Origin of the sequence: Mesorhizobium sp. L-8-10, assembly GCF_016756635.1 — a bacterium.
Classification (GTDB): Bacteria; Pseudomonadota; Alphaproteobacteria; order Rhizobiales; family Rhizobiaceae.
The window spans coordinates 3368223-3389336 of record NZ_AP023263.1; the positions used below are offsets into that span (position 1 = coordinate 3368223).

Genomic DNA, 21114 nt, shown 5'->3' on the forward strand with positions numbered 1-21114 from the left:
TACTCGCCATGCAGAATAGCTTCGTAATCTCCGGAGCGCGGTCCATACTGTGGCGACACGTCACATTATCTAGAGCCTTGGAGCGTCACGACAATCCCAGGGGGTTGCGATGTCTTGCGAGCGATCAGCTGCACCGATAGGTCATGTCAATCACGTCGCGACGGGACCCCGCCTCTGGGCCGAGCATCGTCGCATCGGGCTTTTTTCCCTTCTGCTGCTGCCCGCAAGCCTTGCGAGCCATGGTGCGGCGCAGGCCGGGTGCGTTGCAGACGGCAACAACGCCTACACCTGCACCGGCAGCCTCACGCAGGTGCGCGCCAACGCATCCGACTCGTTTCCGCCGAACACCGCGCAGCAGATCACGGTCGAGGATCTGACGGCGAACATCGTCAACAGTATCTTCTATTCCTCGCAGAACAACCTCAATCAGCCGGTAAGCCTTACCCTCACGACTGGAAGCTTCCAGGTGTCGGGGACCGCCGCGACATCGGTCGTCCTTGTGGAGAGCACCGGTTTCGGCGGCGCCAATCGCAGCAAGAACACGACTGGGACAATTACCGGCGGGACGTCGGCGCCCGGCGGCCCGGCGACGCTCAACCTTTCCGGGACGGTCATCGGCTCGAAAGCCTTTGCGGGGCCGGCGATGACGATGCTGGCGATGTCGGGGAACGGCGGCAACGGCGCGACGATGACGGACGCCTTTCTCGTGTCGAAGGGCGGCGACGGCGGCGCGGTGCCAAGCGCCAGCGGGGTGACGCTGTCGCTTGCGGGAGACGCCACCGTGGAAAGTCCCGGCGGTGCGGGCATCTCGATGGCGAGTGTCGGCGGCAATGGCGGAAACGGCGGGGAATCGCTTTACGCGGACGGAGGGAGCGGCGCGGCCGGCGGTGCGGCCGGAGCCGTCCGGATCGACGGTGCCGGCCGCCTGACGGTCACCACCTTGGCGGCGAGCGACGCGCCGGCGATCGTCCTGTTCAGCCAAGGCGGCCAAGGCGGGAACGGCAACAAGGGCGAGAGCTTCGGCGACGGCGGCAATGGTGGTGACGGCGGTATCGGGAGTCTTGTCTCGATATTCGCTGCGATCAGCGCCACCACGGCAGGATCCAATTCGGACGCGATTGTCGCGACGTCGATCGGCGGCGTCGGCGGGAATGGCGGCGACGGAGGCTGGTTCGCGGGCGGTGCGCCGGGCGGCAACTCCGGTCTCGCCGGCGAAGTTGTCGTCACCATCACCGAGGGATCGCTCATGACGTCCGGCGATGAGTCCGCCGGCATCGTCGCGCAGTCGATCGGCGGGCGTGCCGGCGCTGCCGGAACCATCGTGTTCAGCGCGGTGGAGTTCGCGGCGAGCGGCGGCAGCGCCGGGGCCGGAGGGGCCGTGACGGTCGAGAACGCGACCGCCGGCGCGGCGCCGATCACCACGAGGGGCAACCAGTCGAGCGGGATCCTGGCCCAGTCGATCGGTGGCGCGGGCGGCCGCGGTGGCGACGGGATCGGCGCGTTCTACGCAGGCGGCAACGAAGGCAGCTATGGCGGCGACGGCGGGACGGTGGCCGTCGAGAACGGGGCGGGAGGCGCGATCACGACAAGCGGCAACGATGCGTCCGGCATTGTCGCGCAGTCGATTGGGGGAACCGGCGGCTCGGGCGGCACATCGGGGTCGATCGTGGCGTTTGGCGGCAACGCCGGCAGCGGCGGCAGCGGCAACACCGTGACGGTGGCGAACGCGGCCACGATCCAGACCGGCATCGGCCCCTCGGGCGACGCGCCCAGCGACGCGGTATGCCAGGAAGGCTGTTCTTTCGGCATCCTGGCCCAATCCATCGGCGGCGGCGGCGGCAATGGCGGATCGGCGAGCGGCTGGTACAGCGTTGGCGGCGCGGCGGCCGGCGGCGGCTCGGGAAACACCGTCACCGTGGCCAACACCGGCGACATCACCACCAATCTCGTCGAGTCCGGCGCGATCCTGGCACAGTCCATCGGCGGCGGCGGCGGTCGGGCGCGAGCCGCGACATCGGGCGGCGTGATCGTCGCCAGCGCGGTCGGCGGGTCAGGTGGCAAAGGTGGCGATGGCGGGGCGGTCAACATCAACAGAGCAGACATCGGGCCGTCCGACATCATGACGATCGGCGACAGTTCGCATGCCATCCTCGCGCAATCTGTCGGTGGCGGTGGCGGCCAGGCCAACTATGCGGCCGTCGGCACGCTCGGCGGCGAGGACATTCCCGCGATCTCGTTTGCCGTTGGCGGCGCGGGTGGCGCGGGCGGCACGGGCGGAGCGATCACGGTCTTCACGAACGGCTCGATCACGACCGAGGGCGACGACTCGGGCGCTGTCGTCGCGCAGTCGGTCGGCGGCGGGGGCGGCGGCGCGGCCTATGCGCTGGCGGGCTCTGTCGCGGGCCTCATCAACTTGTCATACAGTACCGGCGGCAACGGCGGCACGGGTGGGTCAGGCGGCAATTCGGAGGTGACCAACGCCTCGGCGATCCGGACCTTCGGCGACCGTTCGGCCGGCCTGACGACGCAATCCATCGGCGGTGGCGGCGGTCTGGCGGGGCTCGACCTCTCGATGGCCGACATAACCAACGGTGCGGTTTCGGTCGGTTTGAACATCGGTGCCGACGGCTCGGGGGGCAGCGGGCTGACCGCCTTTGCCGAGACGATGGCCGATGTTCACACGAGCGGCGACAACTCGGTAGGCATCATCGCTCAGTCGATCGGCGGCGGAGGGGGCGTGACGACGGTGGCCGCGCCGACGAGCAACACGACCGTAGCCATCACCGTCGGCGGTCAGAACGGCACCAGCGGCAACGGCGGAAATACCACCGCGCAAATTGATGACGCCGCCACCGTGACCACGGACGGGCTGAACGCGATCGGCGTGATTGCGCAGTCCATCGGCGCTGGAGGCGGCTTCGCCATCGGGGGGGCGGGCATCCCCGGCACCGTCTCGGTCGGCGGCGGCGGCGGGTCAAGCGGAAACGGCAGCACCGTCACGGTCAACGCCTACGGCACGGTCTCGACGGTCGGCGACGGCGGCTCGCACGGCATCGTCGCGCAGTCCATCGGCGGCGGCGGCGGCTATGCGGGCGCGTTCAGCGCATCCGGCGCCAGATTCGGGTCCGGGCTCGCCATGTCGCATAACCACAACACGTCCGGCCACGGCGGTGCCGTGACCGTTACCATCAGTGGCTCGATCACGACGGAGGGCGACAGCGGCTTCGGCGTCCTCGCCCAGTCGGTCGGCGGCGGCGGTGGCGTTGCCGGCTATGCGGGCTCGACGGCGACGGGGGCCCTCATCGGAAGCTCAGGCGGCAGCGGAACGGCTGGCGTCGTCACCGTCACAGTCGACCAGGATGCGGGCGGCATCTCGACGTCGGGCGCGGCAGCCCATGGCATCGTCGCGCAGAGCGCGGGTGGGTCGGGCACCAGCACGACGACCAACACGATGGTGAGCGTGACGGCGAACGCCGACGTCACCACCGAGGGCGCGGGCGCCTACGGCATCTTCGCGCAGAGCGTCGGCGACGGGCGCGGGGTGGTCGCGGTGACGGTCGGCGAGGGAGCCACGGTGCAGGGCGGGTCCACCACTGGCTCGACGGTCGGCGTCGGCGTCGTCATCGCCGACGGGGTGGCGAACACGATCGACAACGAGGGGACGATCACGAACGTCGCGGGGGCCGGAGGGATCGCCATCTCGTATTCGGGCGACGGCTCGCTCGGCATCACCAACAACGGCACCATCGTCGGGCAGGTGATCGACGCGACGGTGACGGCGGCGGCTCCAGGCACCGCGTCTGTGCAGCTCGGCGGCGACAGCACGATCACGCTGTTCAGCGGACCCGATGGCGAGGTGGTCACCGACGGCGTCCTCGACGTACGGCGCTTTGTGAACCGCGGCTTGCTAACCGTCGCCGGCGATAGGTCGGTGGGCGGGACGCAGATCACCGGCGACTACCGCCAGACCGGGACGGGCGTTCTGGCGCTCGACATCGACACGAGCGACGGCCGCGTCGACCGGATCGACGCGACCGGCGCCGTCAACCTCGGCGGAACGATCGAGGTCTCGCTCACGGACGTCAGCACGCCGCTGATCGGACCCCGGTCCTGGACCATCGTCACGGCCGGGGACGGGCTGACACGGGCGGAAGATTTGCTGCTCACCCGGTCTGTGGTGGCGCAATACAGCCTCGATCAGCCGTCGGCCGGCGTGCTCAACCTTGCCTACGACATCGACTTTGCCAATGCGACTGTGAAAGAGGCTCTCAACGACAACCAGGATCGCCTCGTCGACTATATCCAGGCCTCCTACGGCGAAGCGGTGCTCGACACCACGCTGGCCGAAGCCCTGTTGGACCTGGAGGATACCGCCTCCTACGCCGCGGTTGTCAACGCGATGAGCGCCGAGCTCGCACTCGATAACCAGCTCAGCGCAGTCGCTTCTGCGCAATCCTTCGGCGACAGCCTCCTGAGTTGCTCCAGCACCACCACGCAGCGCGACAAAGCCGTTCGATTCTTCGACGATGGCCAGTGTCTCTACGCTCGACTGGACGGTCACCGCTTCGATCGCGACACGACGTCGGACAGTCTCGGATTCTCGGGCTCGAGCTGGTCTCTATCAGCTGGCGGTCAGCTTGCGATTGACGAGGTCTGGAACGTCGGCGGCGCGCTTGCCTATGAGCGGACAGACATCGATTCCTCGGCCGCCGCGGCCTCCAGCAATGGCGATCTTGTGTTCGGTGGCGTTTCGCTGAAGCGGCGGTTCGGGGCATTCGAACTCTCCGCCGCCCAGAGCTTCGGCTACGGCAGCTACGACATCACGCGCAATCCCTTCCCCGGCGTAGAGGTTACCGGCGATCAGGACCAGTGGTCGGCATCGGGCCGGCTGCGGGGGGCGTACATGCTCGCCCGTGACGATTTCTACATGATGCCACGGGTGGACGTCGGATATGATCACTTCTTCTCATCTAGCTTCGTGGAGAAGGGAAACAGCGGGGTTCGCCTGGACGTGGACACCGACTCCGAGACCTACTGGAGCGTGCAGCCAGCGGTGGAGGTCGGCGCCGAGTATGCGGTCGGCGAGGGCATGCGCGTTCGGCCGAGCCTGCTGGTAGGATTGACCCAATATCTGGGCGATCCAGGCGCCAGCCTCACGGCGCGTTTCGTCGACACGCCCGAGCGTGTGCCCGGCTTCCGCGCCACCACGGACCTCGATACGACTTTCTTCGACATTGCCGGAAAGCTGGAGCTTCTCACGGCGCGCAACGCAAGTTTCCACGCCGGTGCCTTTGCACGACTGTCGGACAACACCCAGGTCTATGGCGGTATGCTCAAACTGGAGGTCGCCTTCTGACTTGGTCGGCCCAAGGCCGAGCCTGTTGGCAAACGGTATGCTATTGGCCGGGCGTGTGGTCGACGGCGGCTCGGCTCGTGACAAAGGGTAGAGCCCACCGGGACCAGGGCGCCTGGAGCACGGAAGGCGGGCACGTCGTTGGCGTACCGTGAGCTGCGAGCCCGAGTCAGTCGCTGGCCGTCGTCCCTGCGACCCACCCTGTTGCGCTGCGAGCGCGAATGCGCGGCGGTCTGTCACGCGCGAGCGCTCACGCAGTCCTTCTCGTGTCCTTCTCGACCCGCCCTGGTATGACGACGTCGTGCGGCCGATGCTCGCCGCCGCACATGCCTGCTGCCCCGAAGGCGTAGTGCTGATCAGTCTATGATTGGGGCCGAGGATCGCGACCATGCCCCAGGAACGGGCGTCTTCTCCGTGCCGTCAACCAGCGCGCCAGAGCCAGGCGCTCCGTCTTCTGGCTCAGACTGGGTATTGCCATCGAGCGCATCCGGCCCGACAATCCTCAACAGAACGGCCACCACGAGCGAATGCACCGCACTTTGAAAGCAGAGACGATCCCGCCAGCCCGCGCCAACATTCCGCGGCAACAGGCCACGTTCGACCTCTTCGTCACGGAATTCAACACCAAGCGGCCGCACGAGGCGCTCAACACAAAGGCGCCAGCCGACCTGTACGCACCGTCTTCAAGAGCCTATGCCGGCCTGCCGGATTTGCACTACCCTTTCCACGACCTAGACATTGCCGTCACCAACTGCGTCCTCATTTGCATGCACCGCAAGGGGGCACGCCGCAGCTGTCGTTTGCGCATGGTGTGGAGCATTTCGATGCCAGATGAGGCTCGATGGTGCGCCCGTGCGCATGCTTGAAGCTGCGACCAGTTCCGCCGGTTGCCTGTTGCTTACCCCGCTCCAAACGGCGTATCACCAACCGCGCAGGCTCGAATCGCTGCTCGATGAAGGTTCCGGGCAGTCATAGGCTGCGGACACACTCGGGCCTTTCTGCAACCCAGCATCCCGTAGAGATCATGCTTCAGTTTCCCTTCCAATCTCCGCCGGCGGCAGGACAAGTTACCTCGGTTGTTCCGGGGGTTCTCTGGGCGCGAATTCCCTTGCCATACCGCCTTGATCACGTGAACATCTATCTGGTGCAGGATGGCGAAAGCTGGACGCTGATCGACACCGGCATCAACACGGGTGAGGCGAAAGCGGCTTGGCTGACGCTTCTCGAGGGGCCCCTGTCGCACATCTCCGTCTCGCGCGTCATCGTCACCCATCATCATCCGGACCACATCGGACTTGCTGGATGGCTTTGCGAAAAGTTCGGCGCCGAACTGCTGACCAGCCAGACCGCTTACATGACCAGCAGGGTTATCTCCCTTGCACCGCACGAGACCGGGCTTCGCCACTATTTCGATTTCTATGTCAGCCATGGCATGAGTGAGGAGGGCGCCGGACTGGTCGCCATTCACGGTAGCGAGTATCTGATGCTCGTCGCAGAGCTGCCTCCAACCTTTCTCAGGCTCGTCCTGGCCGACAAGATCATGATCGGACGTCGTGAATTCAGGGTAGTCACCGCGGATGGACATGCCCCCGAGCAGATCCTTCTTTACTGCGAACAGGACAAGTTGCTGTTTGCAGCGGATCAGATCATCGAGAAGATCTCGCCGAACGTCAGCGTCTTCGCCGGCGAGCCCAACGGTGATCCACTCGGACATTTTCTTAGAACGCTACGCTTCATGCGCCAGGAACTGCCGGACGATGTCCTGGTTCTATCGGGGCACGGCCGTCCCTTTTATGGGCTACATGAACGTTGCCTCGAACTCGAGGCGCATCACGAAGGACGCTGTCAGCTGATCCGCGAGGCATGTACCAAATCGCCGCATTCGGTGGCGGATCTGGTACCCATCCTCTTCACTCGCACGCTCGACGCTCACCAGATGAGTTTCGCCTTCACGGAAACGCTCGCTCATGTGAACCGGCTCGTGCGAAGGTCGGAACTCGCCGCAATCAAGACCGGAGAGAAGGTCCGCTATGTCACAGTTGGGACCCGATAGCCCCGGTATGCAGGTGATGGTGAAAACGATGTGTACGTCATAGCCCACCAGAATCCTCCGCCTTTCTTCGAAATCGCGGAAAGCTCAAACTCTTTGCTTCTACGCAATTGACGAAGTCCACTTGCGCGCGACGACGTCGGTCTGGCCGGTTCTTATCGAAGCAGATTTGGCCCGTGATCAAGCCATCTGGTTGGGTTCGGTCCAGGCGTCGCCATTGGTTTCGCCCATTTCATCGTTGCCAAGGAAGGCGATGTCGTTGGGCGTCTCCCGCGATGCTCGCCGTTGGCGTCGAAGCGGCCATAGGCGAGCTCCGGGGGAGCGGCCGAGCAACGTAGCTGCGCTATTGGCGTCTGTACCGTGCAAGCTGTCATGCCCGATGTGCAGGCACGGTGCAGGCATGGGCCTAGCCCGCTCGAACCGCTGTCGTGCATACTTTCCAACGGCGTTTGCAATAAATGGCCTTTTCATGTGCTATTAACCGTGCTCTATCTGGTCCCGGCCCGTAACGGGCGCGCTGGTGCAGGAAGGCGGTGATCCCTCCGCACCGGGTGAGCCCAAAGGCGAGGGAGGGAGATGGATAAGGCGCTGGAACGATTCACGCTGGGCGATCGGCCCACACCCGCGTTCATTCAGGAGATGCGGACACGCTATCCGACGGAGCCGGAGGTCGATCAACTATTCGTCCGCAAAATGCGGCGTCGAGCAGGTCCCGAATATGCGCGCTTGTCGATGGACGAGTTACAGGCTTGCATCGAGCGCATGCTCGAGGCGCTCGGCATCACATCCTACACGCTCGGCAATCTGCGCTGGTTCACGGGCGGCGTTTCCAAGATTCAGCTTGGCTTCGATCTCGAATGGGCCGACCCTGATATCGGCCGGCGATCCGAACGCATGGTGGTGCGCATGGATCCGAACGAGGGATCCAACACCACGAGCCGGCTGCGCGAATACGAACTTCTCAAGGCCTTCGACGGTAGCGTGCCGGTCCCTCGGCCTTTCTGGCTGGATCGCGAAGGGGACTGGTTCCCCGAACCGGCGCTCGTCTACGAGTTCGCGGAGGGGGTCACCAAGCCGACCGCCACGAGCAGCGGGCAAGTCAGCGGGATGGGCACGGTCTTCGGCCCCGAACTGCGTGCCAAACTGGCCCCGCAGTTCATGGAGCAATTGGCGCGAATTCACACGTTCGACCTCGACGCGCACCGCTTCGAAAGCATGACGGCTCCTTCGGTGGGCACGACCCAAAGTGCGGAATGGCAACTCAATCGGGCATTACGCATATGGGAGGAAGATCGCTGCGAGGACCTTCCCCTGATGGACGTGGCCGCTGCATGGCTCAAGACGAACATGCCGAAGCTCGACGTCGTCAGTGTCGTCCATGGGGACTATCGCAGCGGCAACTTCCTCTTCAATGAACAAACGGGCCGTATCAGCGCCTGGCTCGATTGGGAACGTGGGCACTTGGGCGACCGGCATCGCGATCTCGCCTGGACGACGCACCCCAGCTTCGGCCACTATGGTGAGGACGGCAGGACCTACTACATCTGCGGCCTCGTTCCACACGACGAGTTCTACGACCGTTACACCGAGGCCTCGGGTCTGAGCGTCGACCCGGCGCGGCTGGAATATTACCGCATCCTAAACTGCTTCCAGATCATCGCCTCGGTGACGGCAACGGCGACGCGTGTGGCGCGCCTCGGCAAATCGCACCAGGACGTGATGTTGACGCGCGTGAAGGGCATGGAGTCCATCACGGGACTCGAACTTGTCCGGCTGCTTAAGGAAAAGCTCTGATGGATCAGACGGATGTCGGGCTGAAATCGGTCGTCAAGGCATTGACCGACACGATCGCGGGCGCCATCGATCCCGCCGATCATCTCGCCAGGGAGCAGTTGCGGCTCGCCGCGAACTATGTCGATTTTGTGCGCCAGCGGCTGGACTTCATCCATGCGCGCGAGCGTTATGACCTCAAGCACTATGTGTCGCTTGCAAGGCAACTGCTGTCCATCGGCCTGCCTCCGGACATGGTCACGATCGCGGAACTGCGCCTCCATCTCGATGCGGCGGAGGCGCTCCTTGGAGATCCGGATGCGCGTACGGATAGGACGCGGGCGACCGCGATGGAACTCGCCCATGCCGTGTCGCGGATCGTACAGGAGACGCATCAAACTTCAGGGCAGCATTCAGCGGCTGTCGACCGCGCGGTGCTGTCAGCCAGCGAGGAGAAGCTGGAAATGGAGCGAATCTGGTACCAGCCCGTAGGGTTCGACCCCGCGCCACCTGTCGGGGTGCGGCTGGAAGATCGTCTGAAATAGCCTATCATCATGCCATTGCGCGAATCAGAGTCCAGATATCGGTGAAATAGCGCTCCACCGTCACCGGTTCCTCGAATGCGGGATCCAACAGCATGGTACGGATGCGGGGGTTGGAGATGACCAGCGAAATGGCACAGGCGGCCACGGTGGAGGCCTTGTAGCCCCGGAACATGCCGTAAAGCTGCATCTCCGCGATCTTTTCCTCGATGGTCGCGGAAATTTCATAGTAGAAGACGCGTATCGCTTCCGCGAGATGCGGCAATCGCACCGTCTCTCCGAGATAGGCGCGCAGGAGCGCGGCGTTCTTCTTGTTGGAACCACGCTCCCAAAGCTTGCGGATCAATGCTTCCAGATCCTCCCAGCAACGCTCTTGCCGCACCTGGAGGGCACGAAGCTGAGGCGAATACGTTTCCATGTCGCGTATCGCCACCGCCACGAGCAGGTCGTCCTTGGTCTTGAAACGGGCGACGATGCTCCGTCGCGTTACTCCGCAACCCTCGGCGAGATCATGTATCGTAGTGCCCTGAAAGCCGCGTTCCACGAAGGACCGTTCGGCGGCGTCGAGTATCAGTTCGGTCAACTCGGCCGACTTCTGCTGGGTTGGACGCCCGGATTTCCTGTTCGTCATCGTCCCGTTCCGAAAATTGCCTGTGTCGTTCTGAGCGGCTTAGGCCGAAACCTATGCGCAATCGGTCGGATTTTCACCACCGCTCCTGCCGTGGAAACCTCAAACCGTCAGATTGGAAAGCGACCATACGATACGCATGTGTATTTATTGTTGACAAAGCTTCGTATAAATGGCTCTTTTATGTGCCATTAAGTCGATTTGGGAGGATCGTCAATTGAAAGCCCTTCGCCGTCTCGTCATATCCGCACTGCTCAGCCTGGGAGCAGCCGGAGCGTCCCAGGCGCAGGAAATCACCCTGCGCTTCCATTCGTTCATCCACGCCACCTCGTACCAGCAGATCAAATTCTTCGAGCCCTGGTGCGAGAAGATCAAGGGGCAGTCGGCCGGTCGCATGGTCTGCCAGATCTATCCGTCGATGCAACTCGGAGGATCGCCTGCCGAGCTCTTCAACCAGGCGAGGGACGGCATCGTCGACATCGTCTACGGGAACCCGGGCTATAGTCCCGGCTCCTACCTTGCCGCCGAGGTTTTCGAACTGCCCTTCATGCTGAACGACGTGCATAACGCATCACGGGCGATGTGGGATGTCCTGGGAGATAATCCCGGGCCGGAATTCGAAGGCCTGCGTCTCATCGCGATCGCGCCGTCGGATTTTCCGATCATCCAGACCACCAGCAAGCCGATCCGGACCGTGGACGACCTTCAGGGCGTGAAGCTGCGCTCGGCCGGCCGCTACGGTGCGAAGGTCCTTGAAGCGCTGGGCGCGCTGCCCATCCAGATGCCGGCCGGAGAGATCGTCGATTCGCTCAATCGTGGAGTCATCGACGGCGCCTACCTTCCTTGGAGCGCGGTTGGCCTGCTCAAGCTGAACGAAACAATGAAGCACTTCACCGATTTCGGCGACAAGCAACAGCGCATGTATACCTCGGTGCAGATCGTGGCGATGAGCCAGGCGACCTATGACCGGCTGTCGGATGACCTGAAGAAGGTGATCGACGACAATCGTGGAGTGGAACCGTCGGTGCAGTTCGGCGACGCCTTCGAGAGCACCGCCGTGGCGGACAAGAAGGCCTTCGCGGAGGAGGGCGCCGACATCCACGTTCTCTCGGATTCCGAATATGAGCGCTGGCGCAAGGCGGCGGAACCGATCACCGATGAGTGGGTGGCGGACGCGAACAAGAAGGGCCTCGATGGCGGCAAGCTGCTCGAGCAAGCGCGCCAGGCGATCGCGAAATACGCGAATTGAACGGCTTTCGCGCCGGCAATCCCGGCCTACCGACTTGCGAGAGGCGCAAATGACTTCCCCAGAACATCGAGCCGGCGATGCGACCGCCACGGGCCTCGGCATGCCGGACTTTGGCGACCGGGTGGGCCGCGGTTTGGCCTGGGCGGCGATGATCCTGGCCATCGTCGGGGTCCTCATCATCGCGGCCCTTGCCTGCATGCTGTGTGTCACCATCGTCGCAAGGAAGCTGTTCGGCTGGCAGGTGACGGGCGATCATGAACTCGTGCAGATCCTCGCCGCGGTCTCCATGTCCATGCTTTTCCCGTGGTGCCACATCACCGGCGGCAACGTGATCGTCGACCTGCTGACTTCAGGCTTGCCTCACCGGCTCAATGTGAGCCTCGACAGGATCGGGTCGATGTTGCTCGGCGCGGTGGCGCTGCTCCTGGCCTGGAGGACAGGCCTGCTTGCGGAGCAAACCTACCTTCGCGGCTCCTTCACGCCCTTGCTGGCCGTGCCGGTATGGCTGCCGCAGGCGCTGATGGTTCCCGGCCTCCTGCTCACGGCGGTGGTCGGCTCCTACCTCGCGCTCAAGCCGAGGGCAATCGAAGAACGCGACAACATTTCGGGTCACGCGCCATGACCGGCGTCGAACTTGGACTTCTCATCATCGCCGGGACCTTCGTCCTCATCCTTCTGCGAGTGCCGATCGCGGTGGCAATGTTCATCGGTGGCGCCAGCGGCTTTGCTTATGCCGTGGGTACCGCGCCGCTTCTGAACTGGATGAAATCCGTCGCCTACAGCCGTCTGGCCAGCTTCGATCTCATCGTGGTGCCGCTGTTCCTGCTGATGGGCCAGTTCGCCACCTATGGCGGGTTGTCCAATTTGCTGTTCCGCTTCGTGAATGCGTTCCTCGGCCACTTCCGCGGCGGCCTGGCGCTAGCGACCGTGGGGGCATGCGCCGGGTTCGGCGCCATTTGCGGCAGTTCCATCGCCACCGCCGCGACCATGGCACAGGTGGCATATCCACAAATGAGCAAGTTCGGCTATTCCGGCCGGCTCTCTACAGGCTCGATTGCCGCAGGCGGCACTCTCGGCATCCTCATCCCGCCATCCGTGCCGCTCGTGGTGTTCGCGATCCTCACCGGCGAGTCGATCGGCAAGCTGTTCGTCGCGGCCATTGGCCCGGCTGCAATCGCCTTTCTGGGCTATCTGCTCGCAGTCCGATATCACGTCCTGCGGGACCCGAAAGCCGGTCCCGCCGGTCCCTGCGCGAACTGGCGGGAAAGGCTGCGCGCCACGATCGCGGTGATCCCCGTCGTCCTGATCTTCGCGGCGGTGGTGGTCAGCATCTATGGTGGCTGGTCCAGCCCGACGGAAGCCTCTGCGGTGGGTGCCGTCGCGACCTTTCTGCTTGCGCTGGCGCATGGACTGAACCGCAAGGGCTTTCTCCTCAGTCTTCTCGGCACCGCTCAATCGACCGCGATGATCTTTCTCATCCTCATCGGCGCCGACATGCTGAATTCGGCCCTGGCCTTCACCAATATGACCAACGGCATAACCCAGTGGATCACGCAGAGCGGTTTCGCTCCCCTGCTGGTCGTGGCGGTGACCATGCTGATCTACATCGCGCTCGGCTGCGTCATGGAGTCCATGTCCATGATCGTGCTGACGGTTCCGATCTTCTATCCGATGATCATGCAGTTCGACCTGTGGGGCATGGCGCCCCAGGACAAATCGATCTGGTTCGGCGTGATGGCGCTGATGGTGGTCGAGATCGGCCTCATCACACCGCCGGTCGGGCTGAACGCCTTCGTCGTCAACAGGATCGCGCGGAACGTGCCGCTCGCGGACACTTTCCGTGGGCTGGTGCCGTTCCTCACATCCGATCTGGCCCGCGTCGCGATCCTGTTCTTCTTCCCGCAAGTGGCGCTCTTCCTCGTCCACGCCCTGTAAGCCCGGCCCCGACGGCGGGACCGAACTTGTCCAAGAAAGGTGATGAAATGATCAGTGCTAAGGATTCTGCCTACCACCCAAACGACCCCACGGAATGGCGGTGGACGGAAACCACGCCGCTGATCTTCTCCGTTCCGGAGGCCCGCGTTCTGGGCAATCTCTATGTCGCTTCCCGGCCGAACCTGGGTGTTGCGTTATCGTCGATCGCGATAGGGCAGGGGATCTGCCGCCAGGCATATGAGATCGATTTTTCGGATGCGCAGATGCATCTTCCGGCGCCGAAGGTTTTCACGGGCTACGAACTGGAGAACGGGCTGCGTGTCGACGTCACCGATGCGCCGCACGAATACCGCTTCCGCTATGCCTACAAGGGTGGTGACGAGTGCTCTCTCGACCTGACCTTCCGAGGGATACACCGTCCGTTCGACTGCGAGGACCCCGCTGAGAACCCGCTTCTCGAAAAGCCGGAAGGCCACGCCTACGACTCCCGCCTGGGCGACCAGTGGGGCAATCGTTCCGCCGGCGCGACCCATCCTTCCGGACATTTCAACACGCTTGGGCGCACGACCGGCGAGCTCATCCTTCGCGGCAAGCGTTACGACGTGGACTGCTACGACTGCATGGACCACAGCTGGAGCCGCCGTACCGAGGTGAGCCGCCGCGCGGTGGCCTATCTCAGCGCCTGCTTCGGTCCGGACTACGGGTTGCATATGGCCGTGCCGCTGGACCTCGTCGACGGCGAAACGGTCTATGAGCAGTTGCGCTTCGGCTTCGTCGTGGACAACGGCGAGACGTTCGGTCTAATCAGCGCTGAAATCGGCGGCAGCACCACCGACATGTTGCCCATGGCCTGCTGGGTCAGCGCGACTGACGTGCGCGGCCAGGTGCACCGCTTCTCAGGTGCGGCGATCGCCGGTCATCCATACGACAACTTCAACCCTTCGCACATCGCTTTCCAGTGCCTCATGCGCTGGCAGACCGAGGATGGCCGCGTGGGCCATAGCGAGCTCGCGAACATATTCGGCCGCGAGTTCCTGCATGCGCGGTTGTCCCGGTCCGCCCGCCTTGCGGCCTGATCGTGTGGAGTGACGTCGGCGCATGGTACGACGGCCGAGCGGCCCCGGTGGGTCGTATCGGCGACCGATCTCGCATGGTTCCTTGGGGAGGCGAAGATCATCCGGTCGAGCCGACCGGCCTGCCGGACAGTCATCAGTTCGGGTGCAGCACCGCGCCGCCGCAGACGGAGATCACCTGGCCGGTGACGTAGCCGGAAAGATCGGTCGTCAGGAACTCCAGTACATTGGCGAGGTCTTCCGTGCGGCCGAAGCGCTTCAGCGCGATCGCCTCGATCTGCTGCGGCGTTCCCACGCCCATCGCCGGGTCGAGGCGCTTCAATCGCTCGGTCTCCACGATCCCCGGCGCGATCGCGTTGACCCGGATGCCGTGGGGGCCGAGTTCGGCGGCGAGGGTACGCGTGAGATAGGCCACCCCCGCCTTGGCAGCGCCGTAGACCGCGAGGTTGCCACCCTCGAGCAGCGAGATGCCGGTCTGCGAGGAGATGTTGACGATGACGCCGCCGCGCTGCGCCTTCATCGTCGGCGCGACCGCGGCACAGCAGAGCTGGGTCGATTTCAGATTGACGCCGATCAGATAGTCGAACGCCTCTGATGTCGTCTCGGTCGCCAGCGTGCCGCTTCCGCGCGCCACCGCCACGCCAGCATTGTTCACGAGGATGTCGATCCGCCCGAAAACCTCCAGCGTGCGGTCGACGAGGCCGCGAACCGCCGAGGGGTCGCGCATGTCGCCTTCGAAATCGAGCGCCTTCACTCCGAACGCCTCTGCTTCGGCCATGACGCTTTCGGCGGTCAGCTTTTCGCCGATCCGCGCGGCGGCCCCCAGGTTGAGGTCGGAGATCACGACGTTGGCGCCGAGCTTCGCCAGCCTCAGCGCATAGGCCCGCCCCAGCCCGCGCGCGGCACCGGTGACGATGGCGACCTTTCCGGAGAGCGCCCCCATCAGTTCGGCGTCAGGACCGCGCCGCCATCGGCGCAGATCACCTGTCCCGTGACATATTGCGAAAGGTCGGTGACGAGGAACTCCAGCACGCCGGCGCAGTCGTCCACTGTGCCGAGCCGCCGCAACGGCAGGCCCTGCGCCTGGGTGTCGGTGCCGATGCCACGCGCCGCAGCCTGGGCGGCCACCCGCGCCGTCATGATGATGCCGGGCGCGATGGCGTTGACCCTTATCCCGTGAGGGCCGAGCTCGGATGCGAGATTTCGGGTCAATATCGCCACGGCCGCCTTGGCCGCGCCGTAGACCGCCAGCAGGCCGCCCGGCAGGATGGAGACGCCGGTCTGGGACGTCACGTTCACGATGACGCCCGCCCCTTGCTCCTTCATGATCGGCGCCGCTGCCTGGCAGCACAGCAGAGCAGAGCGCAGATTGGCGTCCATCAGCAGGTCGTAGTCCGCTTGGCTCGTCTGCGTGGCCAGCGGGCCGCTGTCGCGGGCGATTGCGCCGCCGGCATTGTTGACAAGGATGTCCACGCGCCCGAACGCGCGCATCGTCTCGGCGAAGACGCGCTCGACATCCTGCGGCTTCGAAAGATCTGCCTGGACGCCGATCGAGCGCCGGCCCATCGCTTCGATTTCCGCCGGCACGCCATCGGCCGACAGGCGTTCATTCCAGTCGCGCGCGCCATCGAGGTTCAGGTCGGCGACGGTCACGTCGGCTCCCAGTTCCGCCAGCCGGAGCGCATAGGCGCGTCCGAGGCCGCGTGCAGCGCCGGTGACGACCGCGACCTTGCCTTCGAGGGGATGGATCATGGGTAAGCTCATCGATGAAAAATGACGGAATCCGCGAGCGACACGCGGCCGACGCGAGCCGCGTTGGCCGGCGCCGAGACGTCCTCGTAGCCGAAGGAGATGCCGTAGAGGATCCTGTTGGATGCATCGAGACCGAGATGGTCGCGGATGATCGACGGGTAGAGGCTGAGCGCGCCTTGCGCGCAACTCGCTATGCCACGCGATGTGAAGGCCAGCATCAGCGTTTGCGCGTAGATGCCGAGATCGACGGCCTCGCGCTCCTCGAATTCGCCGAACATGAAGACGAACACGGCATGCGGCGCGCCGAAGAATTCGAGATTGCGACGATAGGCCCAGTCGCGGCGCGGCCGGTCGTGTCGTTCGATCCCCATGGCACCGTAGAGCTGCACGGCGGCATCGACCTGCCGTTCGCGGTAAGCGCCCGCAAATTTGCGATCGGCGGTGAAGTCGGGGTCCGGCGCCACGCCGGCGTTGGCGGCCTCCACCATCTTCCGGCCGAGCGCCCTGAGGCTGTCGCCCGAGACGACGTGGGAGATCCAGGGCTGGATGTTGCAATTCGACGGAGCCGTCTGCGCGAGCTCGAACACCTCGCGGATCGTCGCGGCTGGAACCTCCCGCGTCAGGAAGCCCCGGACCGAACGGCGTCCGGCTATGGCTTGGTCCAGCGTCATGGTCGATCCCTCCGCCATCAGAGCCCGCTGCGCTCCGCGATTCTCATGCCCCGCCCGGCGTAGGCATGCGCCAGGAACCGTCCGACGCGCGCCGAATCCGGCAAGGTGCTGTTGCCCAGTTCGCCGCGCACGGCGACGCCGGCGCTCCCGACCGCGCCGCGGAACATCGCAAAGACGCGATGGAAATCGGTCAGCCGCTCCGTGCTGCCCGCATGCGCGTAATAGCGCTCGAGATAATCTTCCTCGGAAGGGATCCCCAGTGCGATGGCATCCTCGCCCATGATCCCGCCATTCTCGTCCGGAGCCATGTTCCAGGCCTGGGTGTTGAAGGCCACATCCACCAGCGGATGGCCGAGCGTCGACAGCTCCCAGTCGAGGACGCCGACAACCCTCGGCTCGGTCGGGTGGAACATCATGTTGCCGATCCGGAAGTCACCGTGGCACAGCGCGATGTGCTCGCTCGCAGGAACGCGCTTCTGCAGCCAGGCGATCATCCGGTCGAGGTCGGGATTGTCGTCGTCGCTCTTGCGGTATTGCGACCAGAGCTGCGACCAGCGGCTGATCTGGCGTTCGAAATAGTTGCCCGGCCGGCCGTAGTCCGCAAGGCCCAAGGCGGAGAAATCCAGCCGATGGATCTTCGCCATGGTTTCGCACATCGAGGCGTAGGCCTGCGTCCGATCCGGCGCCGACAGGCCGGGCATGGCGTAGGCGGTGTAGACACGACCCTCCAGCCACTCCATCAGGTAGAACGGCGTGCCGAGCAGGTCCGGGTCCGAGTGGTAGTGGTAAGCCTCGGGCACCGCGACGTCGGACGCGGCCAAGGCCTTTAACACCCGGAACTCGCGATCGATCGCATGGGCCGATTTCGCGAGCTGCATCCGGGGCTGCTTGCGCAGTACGGCACGCCACCCGTCGGCGTCGACGAAGTAGGTCGGGTTCGACATGCCGCCTTCGGTCGCGCGGATCTCGAGCGAGGCGATGCTCCGGCCGAGATGATCCGCCAGGAACTCTCTGAGGGCCTCGGGATCGAAGTCGGGTCCGAGATCGGCGGCCGGACGAGCGTTCACTGGTCCTGCCTGCCGAATCCGAACAGCGAATGGGCGATGCGGCGCTTCTGCACTTCCTCGGAGCCTTCGGTGATCTTGTAGCGTCGGTGGTGGCGGTAGATGTGCTCGAAAGGCATGTGGCGCGAGTAGCCGAGCCCGCCATGCACCTGGATGGCGAAGTCGGCCGCGCGACAGACCAGATCATTGGCCTTGTAGTTGCAGATCGAAACCTCGTGCGAAATCCCGGCCGGGTCCTGACGGTCCATCTTCCAGGCCGTGCGGAATATGTAGTTCCGCACGATCTCGCACTCGGCATAGAGTTCGGTGAGCGGGAACTGGATCGCCTGTCGAGTGGACAGCGGCTCGCCGAACAGCACGCGCTGCCTGGCATATTTGACCGCCTCCGTGATGCAGTAGCGCGCCGCGCCGGCACTTGCCGCGGCCTGGCGGATGCGGTTTTCGTGGATGAACATCATTGCGATCTTCAGCCCTTCGCCCTCCTTGTGGAGAATGGCGGAGTGGGGCACCCGGACATCCTTCAGTTCGACCTCCGAATGGTCGGTCGGCATGTTGAAGGTCCAGTGGTTCATCACGATCCGATGGCCGGGCGTGTTGGTGGGCACGATGAAGGCCGTGATGCCTTTGGCCTCGCCATCGTTGCCGCAGGTGCGCGCGAAGACGAGATTGGCCTCGGCGCGTCCGACCTGGGAATTCCAGCGCTTGCGGCCGTTGATCACCCAGTGATCGCCGTCGCGGACCGCGCGTGTCTCCAGCCAGGTGGCGTCGGAGCCATGGTTGGGTTCGGTCAGCGCGAAGCTGAGGTGCCGCTTGCCTGTGATGATGCCCTCGACATAGACCTTCTGTTCCTCGCTGCCGTAGCGTGCGATCGCCGGCACGATCGGGAAGTTGCCGACGACAGAGGATTCGTCCTGCAGATCGTTGTGAAGCCCGAGGCCCTTGGCCGCCAGATGCTCGCGGATCGCCGCGTTCATGAGGTTGCCGGCGGCCTGGCCACCGCAGCTTTCAGGCAGGCAGAGCCTCAGATGGCCCGCTCTGTCGGCGCGTCGTTCCATCTCCGAGATCAGCGCGCGCCATTCATCCGAGGGGCGCCCATCCTCCTCCCAGTTCGTCCGCGCCCATTCGCGCCGATGGTCGAAGAACTTCATGTTCTCCGCCTCCAAAGGCTTGATCTCGGCTTCGATGAAGGCGTCAAGCTCCGCAAGCTTGGCGACGATATTCTGCGGCAGGTCGAAATCCATGGATCGAACCCCTGAAAAGTCGGTGATGTGGCGTGGGCCGTCAGGCGTCTGAGTGCCTGGCGGCCTTCTCGCGCAGGACGAACTTCTGGATCTTCCCGGATGCCGTGCGCGGCATGGCGTCGACGATCTCGACGGCTTCCGGCCAATACTGCTTGGCTGCGCCGCTCTGGCCCATCCACTCGCGCAATTCGTCCATGGAGAACCCGCTGCTGTCCTTGAGGACAAGGAATGCACAGCCCCGCTCTCCCATGCGGCTGTCGGGGTAGCCGACCACGGCGGCATCCGCGACACGCGGATGGCGATAGAGGATCGCCTCGATCTCCACGACCGGCACATTCTCGCCGCCACGGATGATGATGTCCTTGGTGCGGCCATCGATCCGAATGTAGCCTTCCTCGTCCATATAGGCGAGGTCGCCCGTGTCGAACCAGCCTTCCGGGCCGCGACCGTCGAGACCCGGCTTCTTGTAGTAGCCGATGAACTGCTGTGCTCCGCGGAAATAGAGCCGGCCGGTCTTGCCCGCCGGCATCGGGTTGAGCTTCTCGTCGGCGATGAGCACCTCGACGCCGTCCACCGGGCGGCCGTCGCTCGACACAGACTTGACCGCCGCGCGATCCGGCTCCGTGAGCGATCCGCCAAGGCTCTCGGTCATGCCCCAGCACGAGGAGACGTCGAGACCCATCTGCCTTTTTGCGTTCTCGATGAACACGGGAGGGATCGGCGCGCCGGCACACAGGAAGGTCGTGAGCCGGGGCTTGTCGGCACCCTCTTCGATGAGACGGCAGATGTCGGCCAGGAACGGCGTTGCCGCGGCCATGTGGGTCACGCCTTCGCGTGCCATTATCGCGACGCCTGCCTTTGGCTCCCAGACATCCGGGAAAACGACTGTGCTGCCGTAATAGAGCGCCTGGACCATCACGGCCGCATAGCCGGTCATGTGGCCGAACGGGGTCGAGCCGAAATGCACGTCGTCCGCATCGAGGGCGAGGCGCGTTCCGAGCGCCTTCGCGCAGGCGATCAGCGTGTTGAAAGAGTGCATCACGCCCTTCGGCTCGCCCGTGGTACCGGAGGTGTACATCAGCACCGCCATCGCGTCGGTCGCCGACGGCGTGCCTTCTGCGGCAGAGACCGGCGAAGCGCCGGAGTTCATGACGAGCTTGTCGAAGGAACGCTTGTCGTCACCGTCGACGACGATGATGTGTTGCAGCTTCGGCAGGTCCGGCTTCAACCCGTCGAGCATGACCTCGAAATCGTGGCCGCGGAAGACCTTGGGAATGATGATCGCCTTCGTGTCGGCAAATCCGAGCATGAAGCGCAATTCTCGTTCCCTGAAGATGTGCATCAGCGGGTTGCCGACGGCGCCGATGCGCGCCAGGGCATAGGCCGTCACCACGAACTCCCACCAGTTGGGCAGCATCATCGCCACGACATCGCCCTTGCCGATCCCCATCGCCCTGAAGGCGCCGGCGGCTTTGGCGACGGCGTTGCCGAGTTCCCGATAGGTCAGCGTCTTGAAGGGACGATCGAAGCCTTTGTCCACGCGATAGCTGACGATGGCCTTCTTGTCAGGCGCTGCCGCGATCGCGCGCTCCAGAAGGTCATCGAGCGTCTTGTCCTGCCACCAGCCTTGCTCGCGCATCTTCCTGGCATGGGCTGCGAGGTCGAATTGTTCGGCCACGGCCTTCTCCTCCCTGGGCTCGCCTCCGATCCGTTTCCTCTTCGGATCGCGAGGTATAGTAATCTAGATTACGATACTAAACCACATTAGATTGATCTGCGTCAAGCG

15 protein-coding genes and 1 pseudogene are annotated in these 21114 nt (G+C 64.4%); 9 read left to right on the top strand and 7 right to left on the bottom strand.

The annotated features are described in order from the left end of the window. Positions 1-109 precede the first annotated feature (109 nt). The 5 genes and pseudogenes from JN280_RS15600 to JN280_RS15620 all read left to right on the top strand — a co-directional run bounded on the left by JN280_RS15600 (position 110) and on the right by JN280_RS15620 (position 9718). Positions 110-5356 carry an autotransporter outer membrane beta-barrel domain-containing protein gene (locus JN280_RS15600; protein WP_202313351.1) on the top strand — a complete coding sequence of 1749 codons (5247 nt, stop codon included), beginning with the start codon at positions 110-112 and terminating at the stop codon, positions 5354-5356. 434 nt (positions 5357-5790) lie between these two features. After that, positions 5791-6219: pseudogene (locus JN280_RS15605) on the top strand (integrase core domain-containing protein); the annotation flags it as partial. 86 nt (positions 6220-6305) lie between these two features. Continuing rightward, positions 6306-7406 carry an MBL fold metallo-hydrolase gene (locus tag JN280_RS15610; RefSeq protein ID WP_202313353.1) on the top strand — a complete coding sequence of 367 codons (1101 nt, stop codon included), beginning with the start codon at positions 6306-6308 and terminating at the stop codon, positions 7404-7406. A gap of 573 nt (positions 7407-7979) precedes the next feature. Then, positions 7980-9197 carry a phosphotransferase family protein gene (locus tag JN280_RS15615; protein ID WP_202313355.1) on the top strand — a complete coding sequence of 406 codons (1218 nt, stop codon included), beginning with the start codon at positions 7980-7982 and terminating at the stop codon, positions 9195-9197. Next, positions 9197-9718 (top strand): hypothetical protein, encoded by a 522-nt coding sequence (locus JN280_RS15620; protein WP_202313357.1) that lies wholly within the window; start codon positions 9197-9199, stop codon positions 9716-9718. Before JN280_RS15615 ends, JN280_RS15620 begins: the two co-directional genes overlap by 1 nt. 7 nt (positions 9719-9725) lie before the next feature. Here the strand turns inward: JN280_RS15620 and JN280_RS15625 are convergent, their stop codons facing one another. Then, on the bottom strand, positions 9726-10346 hold the full coding sequence (locus JN280_RS15625; protein ID WP_202313359.1) for a TetR/AcrR family transcriptional regulator: 621 nt from the start codon (positions 10344-10346) through the stop codon (positions 9726-9728). 214 nt (positions 10347-10560) lie between these two features. Between JN280_RS15625 and JN280_RS15630 the strand changes: the two genes are divergently transcribed. Genes JN280_RS15630 through JN280_RS15645 form a run of 4 tightly spaced genes read left to right on the top strand, consistent with a single transcriptional unit; the run spans position 10561 to position 14603 of the window. Continuing rightward, positions 10561-11592 carry a TRAP transporter substrate-binding protein gene (locus JN280_RS15630; RefSeq protein WP_202313360.1) on the top strand — a complete coding sequence of 344 codons (1032 nt, stop codon included), beginning with the start codon at positions 10561-10563 and terminating at the stop codon, positions 11590-11592. Between the two features lie 49 nt (positions 11593-11641). Continuing rightward, a complete protein-coding gene (locus JN280_RS15635) occupies positions 11642-12214 on the top strand; it encodes a TRAP transporter small permease (protein WP_202313361.1) in 573 nt (190 codons plus the stop codon). Beyond that, positions 12211-13527, top strand: a complete 1317-nt coding sequence (locus tag JN280_RS15640) for a TRAP transporter large permease (protein WP_202313362.1) — start codon at positions 12211-12213, stop codon at positions 13525-13527. The genes JN280_RS15635 and JN280_RS15640 overlap by 4 nt, the downstream gene beginning before the upstream one ends. 47 nt (positions 13528-13574) lie before the next feature. Beyond that, the gene (locus JN280_RS15645) at positions 13575-14603 is read left to right on the top strand and encodes a DUF7064 domain-containing protein (protein ID WP_202313363.1); all 1029 of its coding nucleotides are present in this window, start codon (positions 13575-13577) and stop codon (positions 14601-14603) included. A gap of 133 nt (positions 14604-14736) precedes the next feature. On the opposite strand, the gene JN280_RS15650 is transcribed toward JN280_RS15645, so the two are convergent. Genes JN280_RS15650 through JN280_RS15675 form a run of 6 tightly spaced genes read right to left on the bottom strand, consistent with a single transcriptional unit; the run spans position 14737 to position 21006 of the window. Continuing rightward, positions 14737-15543, bottom strand: coding sequence for an SDR family NAD(P)-dependent oxidoreductase (locus tag JN280_RS15650; RefSeq protein ID WP_202313364.1), 807 nt, complete (start codon positions 15541-15543; stop codon positions 14737-14739). Continuing rightward, positions 15543-16352 carry an SDR family NAD(P)-dependent oxidoreductase gene (locus JN280_RS15655; RefSeq protein ID WP_202313365.1) on the bottom strand — a complete coding sequence of 270 codons (810 nt, stop codon included), beginning with the start codon at positions 16350-16352 and terminating at the stop codon, positions 15543-15545. The genes JN280_RS15650 and JN280_RS15655 overlap by 1 nt, the downstream gene beginning before the upstream one ends. Positions 16353-16360: 8 nt before the next feature. Beyond that, a complete protein-coding gene (locus JN280_RS15660; protein ID WP_202313366.1) occupies positions 16361-17023 on the bottom strand; it encodes a nitroreductase in 663 nt (220 codons plus the stop codon). Between the two features lie 17 nt (positions 17024-17040). Next, a complete protein-coding gene (locus JN280_RS15665) occupies positions 17041-18090 on the bottom strand; it encodes a phosphotransferase family protein (RefSeq protein ID WP_274609083.1) in 1050 nt (349 codons plus the stop codon). Next, a complete protein-coding gene (locus tag JN280_RS15670; RefSeq protein ID WP_202313368.1) occupies positions 18087-19328 on the bottom strand; it encodes an acyl-CoA dehydrogenase family protein in 1242 nt (413 codons plus the stop codon). The genes JN280_RS15665 and JN280_RS15670 overlap by 4 nt, the downstream gene beginning before the upstream one ends. A gap of 40 nt (positions 19329-19368) precedes the next feature. Further along, positions 19369-21006 (bottom strand): AMP-binding protein, encoded by a 1638-nt coding sequence (locus tag JN280_RS15675; protein ID WP_202313370.1) that lies wholly within the window; start codon positions 21004-21006, stop codon positions 19369-19371. Between the last annotated feature and the right edge of the window lie 108 nt (positions 21007-21114).

What these genes read in the sequence shown, in the direction of transcription:
- JN280_RS15635 (WP_202313361.1), top strand. Translation starts at nt 11,642, where the DNA reads ATGACTTCCCCAGAACATCGAGCCGGCGATGCGACCGCCACGGGCCTC.
- JN280_RS15625 (WP_202313359.1), bottom strand. Translation starts at nt 10,346, where the DNA reads ATGACGAACAGGAAATCCGGGCGTCCAACCCAGCAGAAGTCGGCCGAG.
- JN280_RS15610 (WP_202313353.1), top strand. Translation starts at nt 6,306, where the DNA reads ATGAAGGTTCCGGGCAGTCATAGGCTGCGGACACACTCGGGCCTTTCT.
- JN280_RS15620 (WP_202313357.1), top strand. Translation starts at nt 9,197, where the DNA reads ATGGATCAGACGGATGTCGGGCTGAAATCGGTCGTCAAGGCATTGACC.
- JN280_RS15645 (WP_202313363.1), top strand. Translation starts at nt 13,575, where the DNA reads ATGATCAGTGCTAAGGATTCTGCCTACCACCCAAACGACCCCACGGAA.
- JN280_RS15660 (WP_202313366.1), bottom strand. Translation starts at nt 17,023, where the DNA reads ATGACGCTGGACCAAGCCATAGCCGGACGCCGTTCGGTCCGGGGCTTC.
- JN280_RS15615 (WP_202313355.1), top strand. Translation starts at nt 7,980, where the DNA reads ATGGATAAGGCGCTGGAACGATTCACGCTGGGCGATCGGCCCACACCC.
- JN280_RS15655 (WP_202313365.1), bottom strand. Translation starts at nt 16,352, where the DNA reads ATGATCCATCCCCTCGAAGGCAAGGTCGCGGTCGTCACCGGCGCTGCA.
- JN280_RS15600 (WP_202313351.1), top strand. Translation starts at nt 110, where the DNA reads ATGTCTTGCGAGCGATCAGCTGCACCGATAGGTCATGTCAATCACGTC.
- JN280_RS15650 (WP_202313364.1), bottom strand. Translation starts at nt 15,543, where the DNA reads ATGGGGGCGCTCTCCGGAAAGGTCGCCATCGTCACCGGTGCCGCGCGC.
- JN280_RS15640 (WP_202313362.1), top strand. Translation starts at nt 12,211, where the DNA reads ATGACCGGCGTCGAACTTGGACTTCTCATCATCGCCGGGACCTTCGTC.
- JN280_RS15670 (WP_202313368.1), bottom strand. Translation starts at nt 19,328, where the DNA reads ATGGATTTCGACCTGCCGCAGAATATCGTCGCCAAGCTTGCGGAGCTT.